Source organism: Stenotrophomonas sp. IS26, from assembly GCF_054188265.1.
Genome location: NZ_JBSZJV010000034.1, coordinates 1 through 16,423, shown reverse-complemented (window position 1 = coordinate 16,423; position 16,423 = coordinate 1). Strand labels below are relative to the sequence as shown.

General features: G+C 63.0%; 12 protein-coding genes and 1 tRNA gene. All 13 read right to left on the bottom strand.

Going from position 1 to position 16,423, the window contains the following annotated elements:
* A partial coding sequence (locus ACW6W5_RS17710; RefSeq protein WP_239503271.1) for a GTP-binding protein occupies positions 1 to 174 on the bottom strand: 174 nt, incomplete at its 3' end.
* 53 nt (positions 175 to 227) lie between these two features.
* Positions 228 to 2,369 (bottom strand): elongation factor G, encoded by a 2,142-nt coding sequence (gene fusA, locus ACW6W5_RS17705; protein ID WP_121044654.1) that lies wholly within the window; start codon positions 2,367 to 2,369, stop codon positions 228 to 230.
* A gap of 136 nt (positions 2,370 to 2,505) precedes the next feature.
* Complete coding sequence (gene rpsG / locus ACW6W5_RS17700) at positions 2,506 to 2,973, bottom strand: 30S ribosomal protein S7 (RefSeq protein WP_019186122.1); 468 nt, start codon at positions 2,971 to 2,973, stop codon at positions 2,506 to 2,508.
* Between the two features lie 12 nt (positions 2,974 to 2,985).
* Complete coding sequence (gene rpsL / locus ACW6W5_RS17695) at positions 2,986 to 3,360, bottom strand: 30S ribosomal protein S12 (RefSeq protein ID WP_017356008.1); 375 nt, start codon at positions 3,358 to 3,360, stop codon at positions 2,986 to 2,988.
* A 346-nt stretch (positions 3,361 to 3,706) separates the two neighbouring features.
* Positions 3,707 to 7,954: a DNA-directed RNA polymerase subunit beta' gene (rpoC, locus tag ACW6W5_RS17690; RefSeq protein ID WP_088434181.1), complete on the bottom strand. Its 4,248-nt coding sequence runs from the start codon at positions 7,952 to 7,954 to the stop codon at positions 3,707 to 3,709.
* 89 nt (positions 7,955 to 8,043) lie between these two features.
* Entirely contained in the window at positions 8,044 to 12,198 is a 4,155-nt protein-coding gene (gene rpoB / locus ACW6W5_RS17685; RefSeq protein WP_121044657.1) for a DNA-directed RNA polymerase subunit beta, read from the bottom strand.
* Positions 12,199 to 12,494: 296 nt separating this feature from the next.
* Positions 12,495 to 12,863: a 50S ribosomal protein L7/L12 gene (gene rplL, locus ACW6W5_RS17680; RefSeq protein WP_019186119.1), complete on the bottom strand. Its 369-nt coding sequence runs from the start codon at positions 12,861 to 12,863 to the stop codon at positions 12,495 to 12,497.
* 62 nt (positions 12,864 to 12,925) lie between these two features.
* Positions 12,926 to 13,459 (bottom strand): 50S ribosomal protein L10, encoded by a 534-nt coding sequence (gene rplJ, locus ACW6W5_RS17675; RefSeq protein WP_121044660.1) that lies wholly within the window; start codon positions 13,457 to 13,459, stop codon positions 12,926 to 12,928.
* 387 nt (positions 13,460 to 13,846) lie between these two features.
* Complete coding sequence (gene rplA / locus ACW6W5_RS17670) at positions 13,847 to 14,545, bottom strand: 50S ribosomal protein L1 (protein WP_121044663.1); 699 nt, start codon at positions 14,543 to 14,545, stop codon at positions 13,847 to 13,849.
* Positions 14,546 to 14,549: 4 nt separating this feature from the next.
* On the bottom strand, positions 14,550 to 14,978 hold the full coding sequence (gene rplK / locus ACW6W5_RS17665) for a 50S ribosomal protein L11 (protein WP_019186116.1): 429 nt from the start codon (positions 14,976 to 14,978) through the stop codon (positions 14,550 to 14,552).
* A gap of 242 nt (positions 14,979 to 15,220) precedes the next feature.
* On the bottom strand, positions 15,221 to 15,781 hold the full coding sequence (gene nusG / locus ACW6W5_RS17660) for a transcription termination/antitermination protein NusG (protein ID WP_019186115.1): 561 nt from the start codon (positions 15,779 to 15,781) through the stop codon (positions 15,221 to 15,223).
* A 10-nt stretch (positions 15,782 to 15,791) separates the two neighbouring features.
* Positions 15,792 to 16,199, bottom strand: coding sequence for a preprotein translocase subunit SecE (gene secE / locus ACW6W5_RS17655; RefSeq protein ID WP_121044666.1), 408 nt, complete (start codon positions 16,197 to 16,199; stop codon positions 15,792 to 15,794).
* Positions 16,200 to 16,243: 44 nt separating this feature from the next.
* Positions 16,244 to 16,319 (bottom strand) — tRNA-Trp (locus tag ACW6W5_RS17650).
* Positions 16,320 to 16,423 lie beyond the last annotated feature (104 nt).

The following is a 16,423-nucleotide window of genomic DNA, read 5'->3' as shown; positions in this document are numbered from 1 at the left end:
CGCCTTTTCTTCCGGCGCGGCGTCGATCGAGGAGTAATCCTTGAACTCGCCACCGAAGCGCTCGGCACCGATCTTGGTCAGTGCAGCGGTCAGCGTGGTCTTGCCGTGATCGACGTGACCGATGGTGCCGACGTTGACGTGCGGCTTGGTGCGCTCGAACTTACCCTTTGCCATTGTTGTATACCTTGGATATCAGAAAAGAATGAGGTGGAGTCCTGAGCTTACGCTCAGGACTTCTTGATCACGGTTTCGGCGATGTTGTTCGGCGCCGGCTCGTAGTGGTCGAACTCCATCGTGAACGTTGCGCGACCCTGGGTCTGCGAACGCAGCGAGGTGGCGTAACCGAACATTTCACCCAGCGGGATCATCGCGTTGATGATGCTGGCCGAACCGTCACCGGTGGTGCTCGAACCCTGCAGCACGCCACGACGACGGCTGACGTCGCCCATCACGTCACCCTGGTAATCCTCCGGGGTCACGATCTCGACCTTCATGATCGGCTCCAGCAGGACCGGCTTGGCCTTCTGGAAGCCCTGCTTGAAGGCCATCGAGGAGGCCAGCTTGAACGCCATTTCCGAGGAGTCGACGTCATGGTACGAGCCGAACACCAGCTTCACCTTGACGTCAACGACCGGGAAGCCCGCCAGCGGACCGCTGGTGATGGTTTCGCGCAGGCCCTTTTCGATCGACGGAATGAATTCCTTCGGAATCACGCCACCGGTGATGTCGTTGATGAACAGGAAGTCGTCCTTGATCATCGGACCGATCTTCGGGTCGGCACGGTCTTCAGCGGTGATCGGCGACAGCTCGATCACGACGTGACCGTACTGACCCTTACCACCGGACTGCTTGGCGTGCTTGTAGTCCGACTTCACGTCCGCCATCTGGATCGTTTCGCGGTACGCAACCTGCGGCTTGCCGACGTTGGCCTCAACGTTGAACTCGCGCTTCATGCGATCCACGATGATGTCCAGGTGCAGCTCGCCCATGCCCGAGATGATGGTCTGGCCGGATTCTTCGTCGGTCTTGACGCGGAACGACGGATCTTCCTGGGCCAGACGGCCAAGGGCCAGACCCATCTTTTCCTGGTCGGACTTGGTCTTCGGTTCGACGGCCATCGAGATGACCGGCTCCGGGAACACCATGCGCTCCAGGATGATCGGGTGGTCCTGCGAGCACAGGGTGTCACCGGTGGTGGTGTCCTTCAGACCCACCGCAGCGGCGATGTCACCGGCCAGCACTTCCTTGATCTCTTCGCGATCGTTGGAATGCATCTGCAGGATGCGGCCGATGCGCTCCTTCTTGCCCTTGACCGAGTTCAGCAGCTGGTCGCCGGCGTTCAGGGTGCCCGAGTAGACACGGAAGAAGGTCAGCGCGCCGACGAACGGATCGGTGATGATCTTGAAGGCCAGCGCCGAGAACGGCGCCTTGTCATCGGACTTGCGGCTCAGCGCAATGGTTTCGTCGTCCACGTCGGTACCGGTCACGTCCGGCACGTCGATCGGCGACGGCAGCAGCTGCACCACGCCGTCCAGCATGGCCTGCACGCCCTTGTTCTTGAACGCCGAGCCGCAGTACATCGGCACGATGTCGGTGGCCAGGGTGCGCACGCGCAGGGCTTCGACGATTTCGGCCTCGGTCAGCTCTTCGCCGCCCAGGTACTTTTCCATCAGCTCTTCGCTGGCTTCAGCCGCCGCTTCGATCATGTAGGTACGGGCCTCTTCGGCCTCCGCCTGCATGTCAGCCGGGATCTCCAGGTACTCGAACTTCATGCCCTGCGAGGCTTCATCCCAATGGATGGCCTTCATCTTGATCAGATCGACCACGCCCTTGAAGCCGTCTTCAGCGCCGATCGGCAGCTGCATCGGCACGGCGGTGGCGCCGAGCTTGGCCTTCAGCTGGCCGACGACCTTGGTGAAGTTGGCACCGGTGCGGTCCATCTTGTTGACGAAGGCAATGCGCGGCACCTTGTACCGGTTGGCCTGGCGCCACACGGTTTCCGACTGCGGCTGCACGCCACCGACGGCGCACAGCACGAAGACCGCGCCGTCGAGCACGCGCAGCGAGCGCTCCACTTCGATGGTGAAGTCGACGTGCCCGGGGGTATCGATGATGTTGAAGCGGTGCTCCGGCAGGGACTTGTCCATGCCCTTCCAGAACGCGGTGGTGGCAGCGGACTGGATCGTGATGCCACGCTCCTGCTCCTGCTCCATCCAGTCCATGGTGGCAGCGCCGTCGTGCACTTCACCGATCTTGTGGCTCTTGCCGGTGTAGAACAGGATGCGCTCGGACGTGGTGGTCTTGCCGGCATCGATGTGGGCCATGATGCCGAAATTGCGGTAACGCTCGATGGGAGTGGTGCGGGCCACGGGAGCCTCTCAATTTCTTGGAATTCGGATGGCCGAACGCCGCCTTTCGGCGGCCTTCGGATTGGCGCGGCACCCCAGGTGCCGCGGGGCAGCACCTAGATGGTGCTGCCGTGCCTGTTTTGCAAGGCCGTCAAACTCACCAGCGGTAGTGCGCGAAGGCCTTGTTGGCTTCGGCCATGCGGTGGGTTTCTTCGCGCTTCTTGATGGCGCCACCACGATTTTCCGAGGCGTCCAGCAGTTCGGCAGCCAGCTTCTTCGGCATGGTGTTTTCACCACGCTTACGCGCCGAGTCGATCAGCCAACGCATGGCCAGGGCCATCTTGCGCGACGAACGCACTTCGACCGGCACCTGGTACGTAGCACCACCGACACGGCGGGACTTGACTTCGACCGACGGAGCCACGTTTTCCAGAGCCTTCTGAACCAGCTCGACGGAATTCGGGTTCTTTTCGCCGATCACGTCCATGGCGCCGTAGACGATCTTTTCAGCGACCGACTTCTTGCCGCTCAGCATCACCATATTGATGAAACGAGCGATGGTTTCACTTCCGTGCTTCGGATCCGGCAGGACAGAGCGCTGCGGCGTATTACCTTTACGAGACATGTGTACTTTCCCTTAGCTCTTCGGACGCTTGGCGCCGTACTTGGAACGGCCCTGGCGACGCTTGGCAACGCCGGAGGCGTCCAGCGAGCCACGCACGGTGTGGTAACGCACACCCGGCAGATCCTTGACGCGACCGCCACGGATGAGGACCACGGAGTGCTCCTGCAGGTTGTGGCCTTCGCCGCCGATGTAGCTAATCACTTCTTCCTGGTTGGTCAGGCGGACCTTGGCAACCTTGCGAAGCGCCGAGTTCGGCTTCTTCGGAGTGGTGGTGTACACGCGCGTGCAGACACCACGGCGCTGGGGGCACTTATCGAGCGCCGGGGAGGCACTCTTATAAGTGGTTGCCTGCCGCGGCTTGCGGACAAGCTGATTGATCGTCGCCATCAGTATGTTCTTCTGAGAGAGGCCAATGAAAAGACTGGCCATGAATGCGGAAATGTGCGAGCAGGCGAAAGACCGGCCTGCTGAGACAGACGATTGTAGCAACCCGGCGAAAACGCAGTCAAATGCGCACGCGCCAAGCCAGCCCTGATCCCGGGCCGTTACAGGGGAGCCTTTTCCATGCCCCCCGTTCAGGTTGTCAAGCCGGTCCGTTGAAAGACCGGCGGGCATCCTACCTCATCGGCAGGCAGACGACCAGTGGCCGGTGCCTGCTGATTTGCCGGGAAGGCCGCCGACCGGAGTCGACGCCCTGCCCTGCCGCGGGCCCGGCCGAAGCCGGGCCTGCGTATTACTCGTCGCTGCCCGGAGCCTGTTCAGCTTCGGTCGATTCCACCGCCACGGCGGCCACCGGGGCCACCTCAGCCACGGCCGGCGCGCTGCCGGACAGGGTCTGCATTTCCGAGTCGGTCAGCCCGGAGGCGTTGCGACGACGGTTGGCGTGGTACGCAAGGCCCGTACCGGCCGGGATCAGACGGCCGACGATGACGTTTTCCTTCAGGCCGCGCAGGTTGTCCGAGGTGCCGCGAACGGCCGCTTCGGTCAGCACGCGGGTGGTTTCCTGGAACGACGCCGCCGAGATGAACGATTCGGTCGCCAGCGAAGCCTTGGTGATACCCAGCAGCACCGGATCGAAACGGGCCGGCAGCTCGTTGCGGGTGGCCAGGCGGGCATTTTCCTCGATGACGCGCTGGCGCTCGGCCTGCTCGCCATTCAGGAACTTGCTGGTGCCCTGGTCGGTGATCTCGACCTTGCGCAGCATCTGGCGGGTGATCACCTCGATGTGCTTGTCGTTGATCTTCACGCCCTGCAGGCGGTACACGTCCTGGATTTCCTTGACCAGGTAGGCCGCCAGCGGTTCGACACCCAGCAGACGCAGGATGTCCTGCGGGCTCGGCTCGCCGTCCACGATGGTTTCGCCCTTGGTCACGTGCTCGCCTTCGAACACGATCACCTGACGGTACTTCGGGATCAGCTCTTCGTGTTCCGAACCATCGGTGTCCTTGATGATCAGGCGCTGCTTGCCCTTGGTGTCCTTGCCGAAGCTGATGATGCCCGAACGCTCGGCCAGGATCGCCGGATCCTTCGGCTTGCGTGCTTCGAACAGATCGGCCACGCGCGGCAGACCACCGGTGATGTCGCGGGTCTTGGACGCTTCCTGCGGGATCTTGGCGACCACGTCACCCACGCCGACGGCGGCGCCGTCCTGCAGGTTGACGATCGAGCGCGGCGGCAGCAGGTACTGTGCCGGCAGATCCGTGTTCGGGATGGTCAGATCGTTGCCGTTCTTGTCCACGATACGCACGATCGGGCGCAGGTCCTTCGCCTGCGAACCACGACGCTTCGGATCGGTGATTTCACGCGATGCCAGGCCGGTCAGTTCGTCGGTCTTCTCGATGACGGTGACGCCGTCGATGAAGTCGATGAAGCGGATGAAACCGGCCACTTCCGACACGATCGGGTGGTTATGCGGGTCCCAGTTGGCCACGGTCTGGCCAGCCTTGACCGCATCGCCGTCCTTGGAGGTGATGGTCGCGCCGTACGGCAGCTTGTAACGCTCACGCTCACGGCCGTGGGCATCGAGCACCGACATTTCGCCCGAACGCGAGACCGCCACCAGCGAACCGCTGGCGTGCTCGACCGACTTCAGGTTGTTGAACTTCACCGAACCGGTGGTCTTGACGGTGATGTTGTCCACCGCAGCCGCTCGCGACGCCGCACCACCGATGTGGAACGTACGCATGGTCAGCTGGGTACCCGGCTCACCGATCGACTGTGCGGCGATGACGCCGACCGCTTCACCGATGTTGACGATGTGGCCACGGGCCAGATCGCGACCGTAGCAGTGCGCGCAGACGCCGAACGGCGAGGCGCAGCTGATGGTCGAACGGACCTTGACCGACTGTACCGACGCATCTTCCAGCTTGGCCACCCACTGCTCGTCGAGCAGCGTGTTGCGGGTCACGATCGGATCTTCGTCGTTGCCCGGCAGGAACACGTCCTCGGCCACGACACGACCCAGCACGCGGTCCTTCAACGGCTCCACGACGTCGCCGCCTTCCACGATCGGGGTCATGGTCAGGCCTTCGGTGGTACCGCAATCCACCTCGGTGATGACCACGTCCTGCGCCACGTCGACCAGACGACGGGTCAGGTAACCCGAGTTCGCCGTCTTCAGCGCGGTATCGGCCAGACCCTTACGGGCACCGTGGGTGGAGTTGAAGTACTCCTGCACGTTCAGGCCTTCACGGAAGTTCGCCTTGATGGGCGTTTCGATGATCGAGCCATCCGGACGCGCCATCAGGCCGCGCATACCGGCCAGCTGACGGATCTGCGCCTGCGAACCACGGGCACCGGAGTCGGCCATGATGTACAGCGAGTTCATCGACTTCTGGTCGATGGTCTCGCCTTCGGCGTTGACCACCTTCTCGGTACCGATGGTGTCCATCATCGCCTTGGCGATGCGTTCGTTGGTGCGCGACCAGATGTCGACCACCTTGTTGTAGCGCTCGCCGGCGGTGACCAGGCCCGACTGGTACTGCTCCTGGATTTCCAGCACTTCAGCTTCGGCCTCGGTGAGGATGCCGCGCTTCTCGTCCGGGATCAGCATGTCGTCGATGCCGATCGACACGCCAGCGCGGGTTGCGTAGGCGAAGCCGGTGTACATCAGCTTATCGGCGAACACGACCGTGTCCTTCAAGCCCAGCTGACGGTAGCTGGAGTTGATCAGGCGGCTGATGTTCTTCTTGGTCAGCTCGGTGTTGGCCAGCGCGAACGGCAGGCCTTCCGGCAGGATTTCAGCCAGCAGGGCGCGACCGATCGTGGTGTCCACGATCGAGGTCTTGTTCTGCTTGTTGCCTTCCTCGTCGGTCACCACTTCGGTGATGCGGACCTTGACGCGCGCGTGCAGTTCCACCACGCGGTTGTCGTAGGCGCGCTTGACCTCGGCGATGTTGGCGAAGGCCATGCCCTCGCCCTTCTTGTTCACCAGCGAGCGGGTCATGTAGTACAGACCCAGCACGACGTCCTGCGACGGCACGATGATCGGCTCGCCGTTGGCCGGCGACAGGATGTTGTTGGTGGACATCATCAGCGCACGCGCTTCCAGCTGGGCTTCCAGCGAGAGCGGCACGTGGACGGCCATCTGGTCACCGTCGAAGTCGGCGTTGAACGCGGTGCAGACCAGCGGATGCAGCTGGATGGCCTTGCCTTCGATCAGGACCGGCTCGAAGGCCTGGATGCCCAGACGGTGCAGGGTCGGCGCACGGTTCAGCATCACCGGATGTTCGCGGATGACCTCTTCCAGGATGTCCCAGACTTCGGCTTCTTCGCGCTCGACCAGCTTCTTGGCCGCCTTGATGGTGGTGGCCAGGCCACGACGCTGCAGCTTGGCGAAGACGAACGGCTTGAACAGCTCCAGCGCCATCTTCTTCGGCAGGCCGCACTGGTGCAGGCGCAGGTACGGACCGACCACGATGACCGAACGGCCCGAGTAGTCCACGCGCTTGCCCAGCAGGTTCTGGCGGAAGCGACCCTGCTTGCCCTTGATCATGTCGGCCAGCGACTTCAGCGGGCGCTTGTTGGTGCCGGTGATGGCACGGCCGCGACGGCCGTTGTCCAGCAGCGCATCGACCGATTCCTGCAGCATGCGCTTTTCATTGCGCACGATGATGTCCGGCGCGTTCAGCTCGAGCAGGCGGCGCAGGCGGTTGTTACGGTTGATGACGCGGCGGTACAGGTCGTTCAGGTCGGAGGTCGCGAAGCGGCCACCGTCCAGCGGGACCAGCGGACGCAGGTCCGGCGGCAGCACCGGCAGCACGGTCATGACCATCCACTCCGGACGGTTGCCCGACTCGAGGAAGGCCTCGACCAGCTTGATGCGCTTGGTGAGGCGCTTGAGCTTGGTTTCCGAACCGGTGCTGGCGATTTCTTCGCGCAGGCGGGTCATTTCCGACTGCAGGTCGATCGTGCGCAGCAGCTCGTACACGGCCTCGGCGCCCATGGCGGCATCGAAGTCGTCGCCGTGTTCCTGGCGGGCCTGCAGGTACTGTTCTTCGGTCAGCAGCTGGCGGCGCTCCAGGGCGGTCAGGCCCGGCTCGGTCACCACGTAGGCTTCGAAGTACAGCACGCGCTCGATGTCACGCAGGGTCATGTCCAGCATCAGGCCGATGCGCGAGGGCAGCGACTTGAGGAACCAGATGTGCGCGACCGGCGAGGCCAGGTCGATGTGACCCATGCGCTCGCGGCGCACCTTGGCCAGGGTGACTTCGGTGCCGCACTTTTCGCAGACCACGCCGCGGTGCTTCATGCGCTTGTACTTGCCGCACAGGCACTCGTAGTCCTTGACCGGTCCGAAGATGGCGGCGCAGAACAGGCCGTCGCGTTCCGGCTTGAACGTACGGTAGTTGATGGTTTCCGGCTTCTTCACTTCGCCGAAGGACCACGAACGGATCAGGTCCGGCGAGGCCAGCGCGATCTTGATCGCGTCGAAGTCCAGCGTCTGACGCTGCTGGTTGAAGAGGTTGAGCAAGTCTTTCATGGTGTTTCTCCGAAAGGAGGAAATCTTGTCGATGGGGCTGTCGGTTCAGATGTGGCGGCGCGGCTGCCGGGGCAGCCGCGCCTGCGCGATCAGTTGCCGTCCAGTTCCATGTTGATGGCCAGCGAGCGGATTTCCTTCACGAGCACGTTGAAGGATTCCGGCATGCCCGCGACCATCTCGTGCTCACCGTCGACGATGTTCTTGTACATCTGGTTGCGGCCCTGCACGTCATCGGACTTCACCGTCAGCATTTCCTGCAGGGTGTAGGCCGCGCCGTAGGCTTCCAGCGCCCAGACTTCCATTTCACCGAAGCGCTGGCCACCGAACTGCGCCTTGCCGCCCAGCGGCTGCTGGGTAACGAGCGAGTACGGGCCGGTCGAACGGGCGTGCATCTTGTCGTCGACCAGGTGGTTCAGCTTCAGGTAGTGCATGTAGCCCACGGTGGTGTGGCGATCGAATGCCTCACCGGTGCGGCCGTCATACAGCTGGGTCTGGCCGCTCAGCGGCAGGTCGGCCAGGGCAAGCATGTGCTTGATCTCGGCTTCGGTGGCACCGTCGAACACCGGCGTTGCCATCGGCACGCCGTCGGTCAGGTTGGCGGCCAGGCGCAGCAGCTCCTCGTCGCTGAACTGGGTCAGATCGACGTGGTTGGCGTGCTGGGTCTTGTCGTGGTTGTACACGTCGTCCAGGAACTTGCGCAGGTCGTTGATCGCAGCCTGGGCTTCCAGCATGCCCTGGATCTTGCGACCCAGGCCCTTGGCGGCCCAACCCAGATGCACTTCCAGAATCTGGCCGATGTTCATACGCGACGGCACGCCCAGCGGGTTCAGCACGATGTCCACGGTTTCGCCCGAGGCCATGTACGGCATGTCTTCGACCGGCACCACGTTGGAGACCACACCCTTGTTGCCGTGGCGGCCTGCCATCTTGTCACCCGGCTGGATGCGACGCTTCACGGCCAGGAAGACCTTGACCATCTTCAGCACGCCCGGGGCCAGATCGTCGCCCGCGGTGATCTTGCCGCGCTTGTCGGCGAAGCGACGCTCGAATTCCTTCTCGTGCGCCTGGATCTGCTTCTGGGCGCGTTCGATGGCTTCGGAGGCGTCCTCATCCTTCATGCGCAGCACGAACCAGTCGGCCTTCTTCAGGCCGTCCAGGTAGGCGTCGGTAACGGTGTCGCCCTTCTTCAGGTTGGCACCGCCGTTGACCACCTTGCCCACGATCTGCGAACGCAGACGGGCGTAGATGGCGCCTTCCAGGATGCGGAACTGGTCGTCGAAGTCCTTCTTGACGCGCTTGATTTCAGACTCTTCGATCTGACGGGCGCGCTTGTCCTTCTCGATACCGTCGCGGGTGAAGACCTGCACGTCGATGACGGTGCCGTCCATGCCCGGCGGCACGCGCAGCGAGCTGTCCTTCACGTCCGAGGCCTTCTCGCCAAAGATCGCGCGCAGCAGCTTCTCTTCCGGGGTCAGCTGGCTTTCGCCCTTCGGGGTGACCTTGCCGACCATGATGTCGCCGGCGCGCACTTCGGCACCGATGTACACCACGCCGCTCTCGTCCAGGCGGTTCAGGGCCTGCTCGGAGACGTTCGGGATGTCGGCGGAGATTTCCTCCGGCCCCAGCTTGGTGTCACGCGCAACGCAGGTCAGCTCTTCGATGTGGATCGTGGTGTAACGATCCTCTTCCACCACACGCTCGGAAAGCAGGATGGAGTCTTCGAAGTTGTAGCCGTTCCACGGCATGAAGGCGATCAGCATGTTCTGGCCCAGGGCCAGTTCACCGATGTCGGTGGACGGACCATCGGCCAGCACGTCGCCACGCGCCACCACGTTGCCCACTTCCACCAGCGGACGCTGGTTGATGCAGGTGTTCTGGTTGGAACGGGTGTACTTGATCAGGTTGTAGATATCCACGCCGGCGTCGGTCGCATCGGTGATTTCCACTTCGTTGACCTTGACCACGATGCGGCCGGCGTCGATCTGCACGATCTCGCCGCCACGACGGGCGTTCACGGTCACACCGGAGTCACGGGCCACGGCGCGTTCGATACCGGTACCCACCAGCGGCTTCTGGGCACGCAGGGTCGGCACGGCCTGACGCTGCATGTTGGCGCCCATCAGTGCACGGTTGGCGTCATCGTGCTCCAGGAACGGGACGAGCGCGGCAGCGATCGACACGGTCTGCATCGGCGAGACGTCCATGAAGTGGACTTCTGCCGGCGGCTTGAGCAGCGACTCACCCTGGAAGCGGCACGGCACGAACTGCTCGGTGAGCATGCTCTTGGCATCGGTCAGGGCGTTGGCCTGGGCGATGACGTACTCGTTCTCTTCGATGGCCGACAGGAACTCGATCTCGTCGGAGACCTTGCCGTCAGCAACCTTGCGGTACGGGGTTTCGAGGAAACCGTACTGGTTGGTGCGGGCGTACACGGCCAGCGAGTTGATCAGGCCGATGTTCGGGCCTTCCGGCGTTTCGATGGTGCAGACGCGGCCGTAATGGGTCGGGTGCACGTCGCGCACTTCGAAGCCGGCGCGTTCGCGGGTCAGACCGCCCGGGCCCAGGGCCGAGACGCGACGCTTGTGCGTCACTTCCGACAGCGGGTTGTTCTGATCCATGAACTGGGACAGCTGCGAGGAGCCGAAGAACTCCTTGATGGCCGCGGCGACCGGCTTGGCGTTGATCAGCTCCTGCGGGGTCAGGCCTTCGGACTCGGCCATCGACAGGCGTTCCTTGACCGCGCGCTCGACGCGGACCAGGCCCACGCGGAACACGTTCTCGGCCATTTCACCGACCGAACGCACGCGACGGTTGCCCAGGTGATCGATGTCATCGACCACGCCACGACCGTTGCGGATCTCGGTCAGGACCTTGATCACTTCCAGGATGTCGGAGGTGTCGGCGTGCTCGGCGACCAGGCGCTTGGACTCTTCGTCGTTGCGCTCACCGAAGTACTTGCGGTCGTACAGCACGGCTTCGCCGGTGACAGCCTTGCGGCCGACACGGCGGTTGAACTTCATGCGGCCGACCGTGGACAGGTCGTAGCGCTCGAAGGTGAAGAACAGGTTGTGGAACAGGTTCTGCGCGGCATCCTTGGTCGGCGGCTCGCCCGGACGCATCATGCGGTAGATCTCGACCAGGGCTTCGAGCTGGGTCTTGGTCGGATCGATGCGCAGGGTGTTGGACAGGTACGGGCCACGGTCCAGATCGTTCACCCACAGGGTGCCCACGGCATCCACACCGGCCTTGCGGAAGGCCTGCAGCTGCTCGTCGGTGATTTCGTCGTTGGCCTGGGCCAGCAGTTCACCGGTGTTGGCATCGACCACGTCGTGCGACAGGATGCGGCCGACGATGTAATCGTCCGGCACGGCCAGGGCGGCGATGCCCGAGGCTTCCAGCTGCTTGACGTGACGCGCGGTGATGCGCTTGCCGGCTTCCACGATGACCTTGTCACCGTCGGCCAGGTCGAAGTTCAGGGTCTCGCCGCGCAGACGCTCGGCCACCAGTTCGAGCTGCACGCCTTCATCGGGGTTGATGTGGAACGTGTTGATCTCGAAGAACTCGGCCAGCATCTCTTCGTTGCTGTAACCCAGCGCACGCAGCAGGATCGAGACCGGCAGTTTGCGGCGACGATCGATACGGGTGAACAGGGCATCCTTCGGGTCGAACTCGAAGTCCAGCCAGGAGCCGCGGTACGGGATGATGCGGGCGCTGTACAGCAGCTTGCCCGAGCTGTGGGTCTTGCCACGGTCGTGGTCGAAGAACACACCCGGCGAACGGTGCAGCTGCGAGACGATCACGCGCTCGGTACCGTTCACGATGAAGGTGCCGTTGTCGGTCATCAGCGGGATTTCGCCGAGGTAGACCTCCTGCTCCTTCACGTACTTGATGGCCTTGGTCGACGACTCACGGTCGTAGATCACCAGGCGCACGGTCACGCGCAGCGGCGCGCCGTAGCTCATGCCACGCTGGCGGCACTCGCGCTCGTCGAACACCGGATCGCCGAGCTTGTAGCCGACGTATTCCAGGGCAGCGTTGCCGCTGTAGCTGGAAATCGGGAACACCGACTTCAGGGCGGCATGCAGGCCGTGGTCCGTGCGCTTGGCCGGATCGACGTTTTCCTGCAGGAATTCACGGTAGGAATCGACCTGGATGGCAAGCAGGAACGGCACTTCGAGGATCGAGCGCTGCTTGCCGAAATCCTTGCGGATACGCTTCTTTTCGGTGAACGAATAAGACGTCATGAGGTATCACCTTGGCTGTGCGGATCGTGCGTCCACGACCCGAGGGGAAACTGAAATTGTCAGTTGGAAGTCGCTGGTATTGCCGGCACCAGCACGCCTTCTCCCGCTACTTCCAACTGCCAACTCGTCTGCATCCACTCCCCTGCCCGCGCGCCTGGGCGCCGCTGTGACGGGGGATGACCGCAGCCCGTGTTGGGCTCGTATTTCGGGTGTTGCGTGAAACGACCAAAGGCCGGGGGCTTACGCCCCCAGCCTTGGCTGCATCGCCGTGTTTCGATGGCGAGGCAAGGAACTGCTTACTTGACTTCGACAGTCGCGCCAGCAGCTTCCAGGTCCTTCTTGAACTTGGCAGCGTCGTCCTTCGAAGCGGCTTCCTTGATCATGCCGCCGGCTTCTGCCAGATCCTTCGCTTCCTTCAGGCCCAGGCCGGTGATGGCGCGGACAGCCTTGATGACTTCGACCTTCTTGTCGCCGGCCGACTTCAGGATGACGTCGAATTCGGTCTGCTCTTCAACAGCGGCAGCCGGGCCAGCAGCAGCAGCTGCGGCGACCGGAGCAGCGGCGGAGACGCCGAACTTCTCTTCGATGGCCTTGACCAGCTCCATCACTTCCATCAGGGACTTCTCGGCGATGGCGTCGACGATCTGTTCGTTGGTAAGGGACATTTTGATTACCTTTGGATAATTTTCTGGGTTGAGGTTCCGTTCGGAACCACGGAAACGTCGACTCAGGCGGTTTCGGCGACCGGCTCGGCAGCGTCAGCGGTTTCACCGCCACCCTGCTTGTCGGCCACGGCCTTGACGGCACGGGCGAACATCGTGGCCGGCTCGGCCAGGACGCGGGCCAGCATGGCCAGGGCCTGATCACGGGTCGGCAGCGAGGCCAGCACGTCGACATGGCCAGCCGGGAACAGTTCCCCGCCGATGGCCACGACCTTTGCCTGCAGCTTGTCGTTGGTCTTGGCAAAATCCTTGATCAGGCGACCGGCTGCGCCGGGCTCCTCGAGCGAGAACGCGTACAGCAGCGGACCGACGAGTGCGTCTTTGGCGCATTCGTATTCGGTACCTTCCACTGCACGTGCCGCCAGCGTGTTCTTGACAACTTTCAAGAAAACGCCGGTTTCGCGTGCCTGCTTGCGCATCGCGGTCATCTGGGAGACCGTGGTGCCAGCGTATTCGGCTGCGATCAAGGAGTGGGCCTTGGCGGCGACGTCTGCCAGCTCGGCGACTACTTCTTGCTTCTGGGACAGATTGAGAGCCATTGCACTCCTCCAATTGAACTCCGCTTACGGCTCCTGCCGTGTGCGGTCCTGGGCGGCATCCGTCCTGGACGCCGGGAACATCAGGTGATGTTCCAAGGGTGGGCCGTTCTAGACCTGGATGGCCAACCTGGGAGAACCCAGACGTGCGTAAACCAGAAAAACTCCAGAAGGGCACCATCTACGCAGGGTGATTCCCGGGGGAATCGATTAAGCGTTCGGTACTGCGCCGGCGGCGACTCCCTGCCAATGCGAGCATCCTTGCCCGTCGCCGGTATGTACTGACCGCGCCTGCGGTCTTTGACGGCTATCTCTGCAGGGCGAGCCCCACTCGGATTGCCTTCAAATATCGCGGGTACCGGACCTGGGCCCGGTACCCGCTTGAAACGATTACTTCAGCGACAGCGAGGACTGGTCGATGGTCACGCCCGGGCCCATCGTCGAGCTGACCGAAACCTTCTGCAGGTAGGTGCCCTTCGAGGTGGCCGGCTTGGCCTTGACCAGATCCATCAGCAGCGCCTGCAGGTTCAACTTCAGCGCGTCTTCGGCGAAGTCGGCCTTGCCGATGGTGCAATGGATGATGCCGGCCTTGTCAGTGCGGTAACGCACCTGACCCGACTTGGCATTCTTGACGGCTTCGCCCGGGTTGGCCGACACGGTGCCGACCTTCGGGTTCGGCATCAGGCCGCGCGGGCCGAGCACGGTGCCCAGCTTACCCACGACGCGCATGGCGTCCGGGGTCGCGATGACGACGTCGTAGTTCAGATCGCCGGCCTGCATCTTCTCGGCCAGGTCGTCCATGCCCACGGCTTCAGCGCCAGCGGCCAGGGCTTCGTCAGCCTTGGCACCGGCCGGTGCGAAGACGGCAACGCGCACGCTCTTGCCGGTACCGGACGGCAGCACGGTGGAACCGCGCACCTGCTGGTCGGACTTCTTGGCGTCCACGCCCAGGCGCACAGCAACGTCGAAGGACTCGACGAACTTGGCCTTGGTAGCGGTCTTCAGGATCTTGATGGCGTCCTCGAAGGCGTATGCCTTGCCCGGGACGACGGCGGCCTTGATGGCCTTCTCACGCTTGGTCTGTGCCATCTTCTTAACCCTCTACCACGAGGCCCATGGAACGGGCAGAACCGGCGATGGTGCGCACCGCGGCATCCAGATCAGCAGCCGTCAGGTCTGCTTCCTTGGTCTTGGCGATCTCTTCGAGCTGCTTGCGGGTCACCTTGCCCACCTTCTCGGTGTTCGGGCGCTTGGAGCCCGAGGAGATGCCTGCAGCCTTCTTGAGCAGCACGGCAGCCGGGGTGCTCTTGGTGATGAAGGTGAAGGTACGGTCCGAGTAGGCCGTGATGATGACCGGCACCGGCAGACCCGGCTCCAGCTTCTGCGTGGCGGCATTGAAGGCCTTGCAGAATTCCATGATGTTCAGGCCACGCTGACCCAGCGCAGGACCGACCGGCGGCGAGGGGTTGGCCTGACCGGCCTTCACCTGCAGCTTGATATAACCGACAACTTTCTTTGCCATGAGTATGCTCTCCGGGTGCTAGCGCCTTACGACAACAGGCTCCCCATCGGACCGGGAATCACGCGTCCCGGCATCGCGTTTTGAATTCACGCAGAAGGCCACCTCGCGGCGGCCCTTGCTTTTGCCAGCTTCCTGGCAGGAAGCCGCGCACTATATCAGGTTTTTTCCGCCCTTGCCTCAAGGCTGACGGGCGAAGGCTGTTCAGGTTCCGGGCGGCCGCCCGGAACCCTGCTGCCTCAGGCTCAGACGGCCTTTTCGACCTGGCCGAATTCGAGCTCGACCGGGGTGGCGCGACCGAAGATCAGCACCGAGACGCGCAGACGGCTCTTCTCGTAGTTGACTTCCTCGACCACACCATTGAAGTCGTTGAACGGACCTTCGGTGACACGGACCATCTGGCCCGGCTCGAACAACACCTTCGGACGGGGCTTTTCCACACCTTCCTGAACGCGGTCCAGGATGGCGGCAGCCTCTTCATCACGGATCGGCAACGGACGATCGGCGGTGCCGCCGATGAAGCCCATCACCTTGGAGGTGTCCTTGACCAGGTGCCAGCTTTCGTTGTCGATGCGCGGGATACCGTTTTCTTCGTGGGTCTCGATCTGGACCAGCACGTAACCCGGGAAGAACTTGCGCTCGGAACGGCGCTTCTGGCCGGCGCGCATTTCAACCACTTCCTCGGTCGGGACCAGGACGTCACCGAAGCGCTCCTGCATCTCGTCACGCACGATGCGATCGCGCAGAGCCTGCGCAACCGACTTTTCGAAGCCCGAATAGGCGTGAACGACGTACCAACGCTTCACTGGTTTCTCCTTATCGACCCAGGAACCACTGGGTCAATTTCTGAATCACGAAGTCAAATCCGCCCAGCAGCAGGCTGAGGATGATCACCACAACGATCACCACCCAGGTCATGCGAATGGCTTCCTGGCGCGTCGGCCAGACCACCTTGCGCAGTTCGAAACGCGATTCGGAAAGGAATTCCCGCGTGTCGCGACCCTTGCCGGTCAGCAGGAACACGCCGAGGCCGGCCACCAGGCCAACGACAACGGCCAGACCGCGAAGCGGACCGGCCCATGCACTCTGGGAGGCATGCTCAGGAGCACCGAACCAATACCAAGCAAAAAGACCCGCCAGCACCAGGATCGCTGCGACGGCGTACTTGACGATGTCACCTCCAGTGGAGGCGTTGTCTTTGGAATGCTCGATCTTGCTGTTCATCCGGCTCTGGCTGCTGTGGCGGCATAGCCGCTGGAAGGGAGAAGTGGCACGCCAGGAGGGACTCGAACCCCCAACCTGCGGTTTTGGAGACCGCTGCTCTGCCAATTGAGCTACTGGCGTACTGAAAAAACTTGCCTTCCCTAAGACGGCGAAGGCGGACCGAGGTTCCCGGCCCGCCACTCGCGAGACCGGCAGCAGCGCTATGCGACCGCCGGTATTGCAGT

Excerpts from the sequence above, each read along its gene's own strand:
- rpsG (WP_019186122.1), bottom strand. The coding sequence starts at position 2,973 with ATGTCTCGTAAAGGTAATACGCCGCAGCGCTCTGTCCTGCCGGATCCG.
- rpsL (WP_017356008.1), bottom strand. The coding sequence starts at position 3,360 with ATGGCGACGATCAATCAGCTTGTCCGCAAGCCGCGGCAGGCAACCACT.
- rpoC (WP_088434181.1), bottom strand. The coding sequence starts at position 7,954 with ATGAAAGACTTGCTCAACCTCTTCAACCAGCAGCGTCAGACGCTGGAC.
- rpoB (WP_121044657.1), bottom strand. The coding sequence starts at position 12,198 with ATGACGTCTTATTCGTTCACCGAAAAGAAGCGTATCCGCAAGGATTTC.
- rplL (WP_019186119.1), bottom strand. The coding sequence starts at position 12,863 with ATGTCCCTTACCAACGAACAGATCGTCGACGCCATCGCCGAGAAGTCC.
- rplJ (WP_121044660.1), bottom strand. The coding sequence starts at position 13,459 with ATGGCTCTCAATCTGTCCCAGAAGCAAGAAGTAGTCGCCGAGCTGGCA.
- rplA (WP_121044663.1), bottom strand. The coding sequence starts at position 14,545 with ATGGCACAGACCAAGCGTGAGAAGGCCATCAAGGCCGCCGTCGTCCCG.
- rplK (WP_019186116.1), bottom strand. The coding sequence starts at position 14,978 with ATGGCAAAGAAAGTTGTCGGTTATATCAAGCTGCAGGTGAAGGCCGGT.
- secE (WP_121044666.1), bottom strand. The coding sequence starts at position 16,199 with ATGAACAGCAAGATCGAGCATTCCAAAGACAACGCCTCCACTGGAGGT.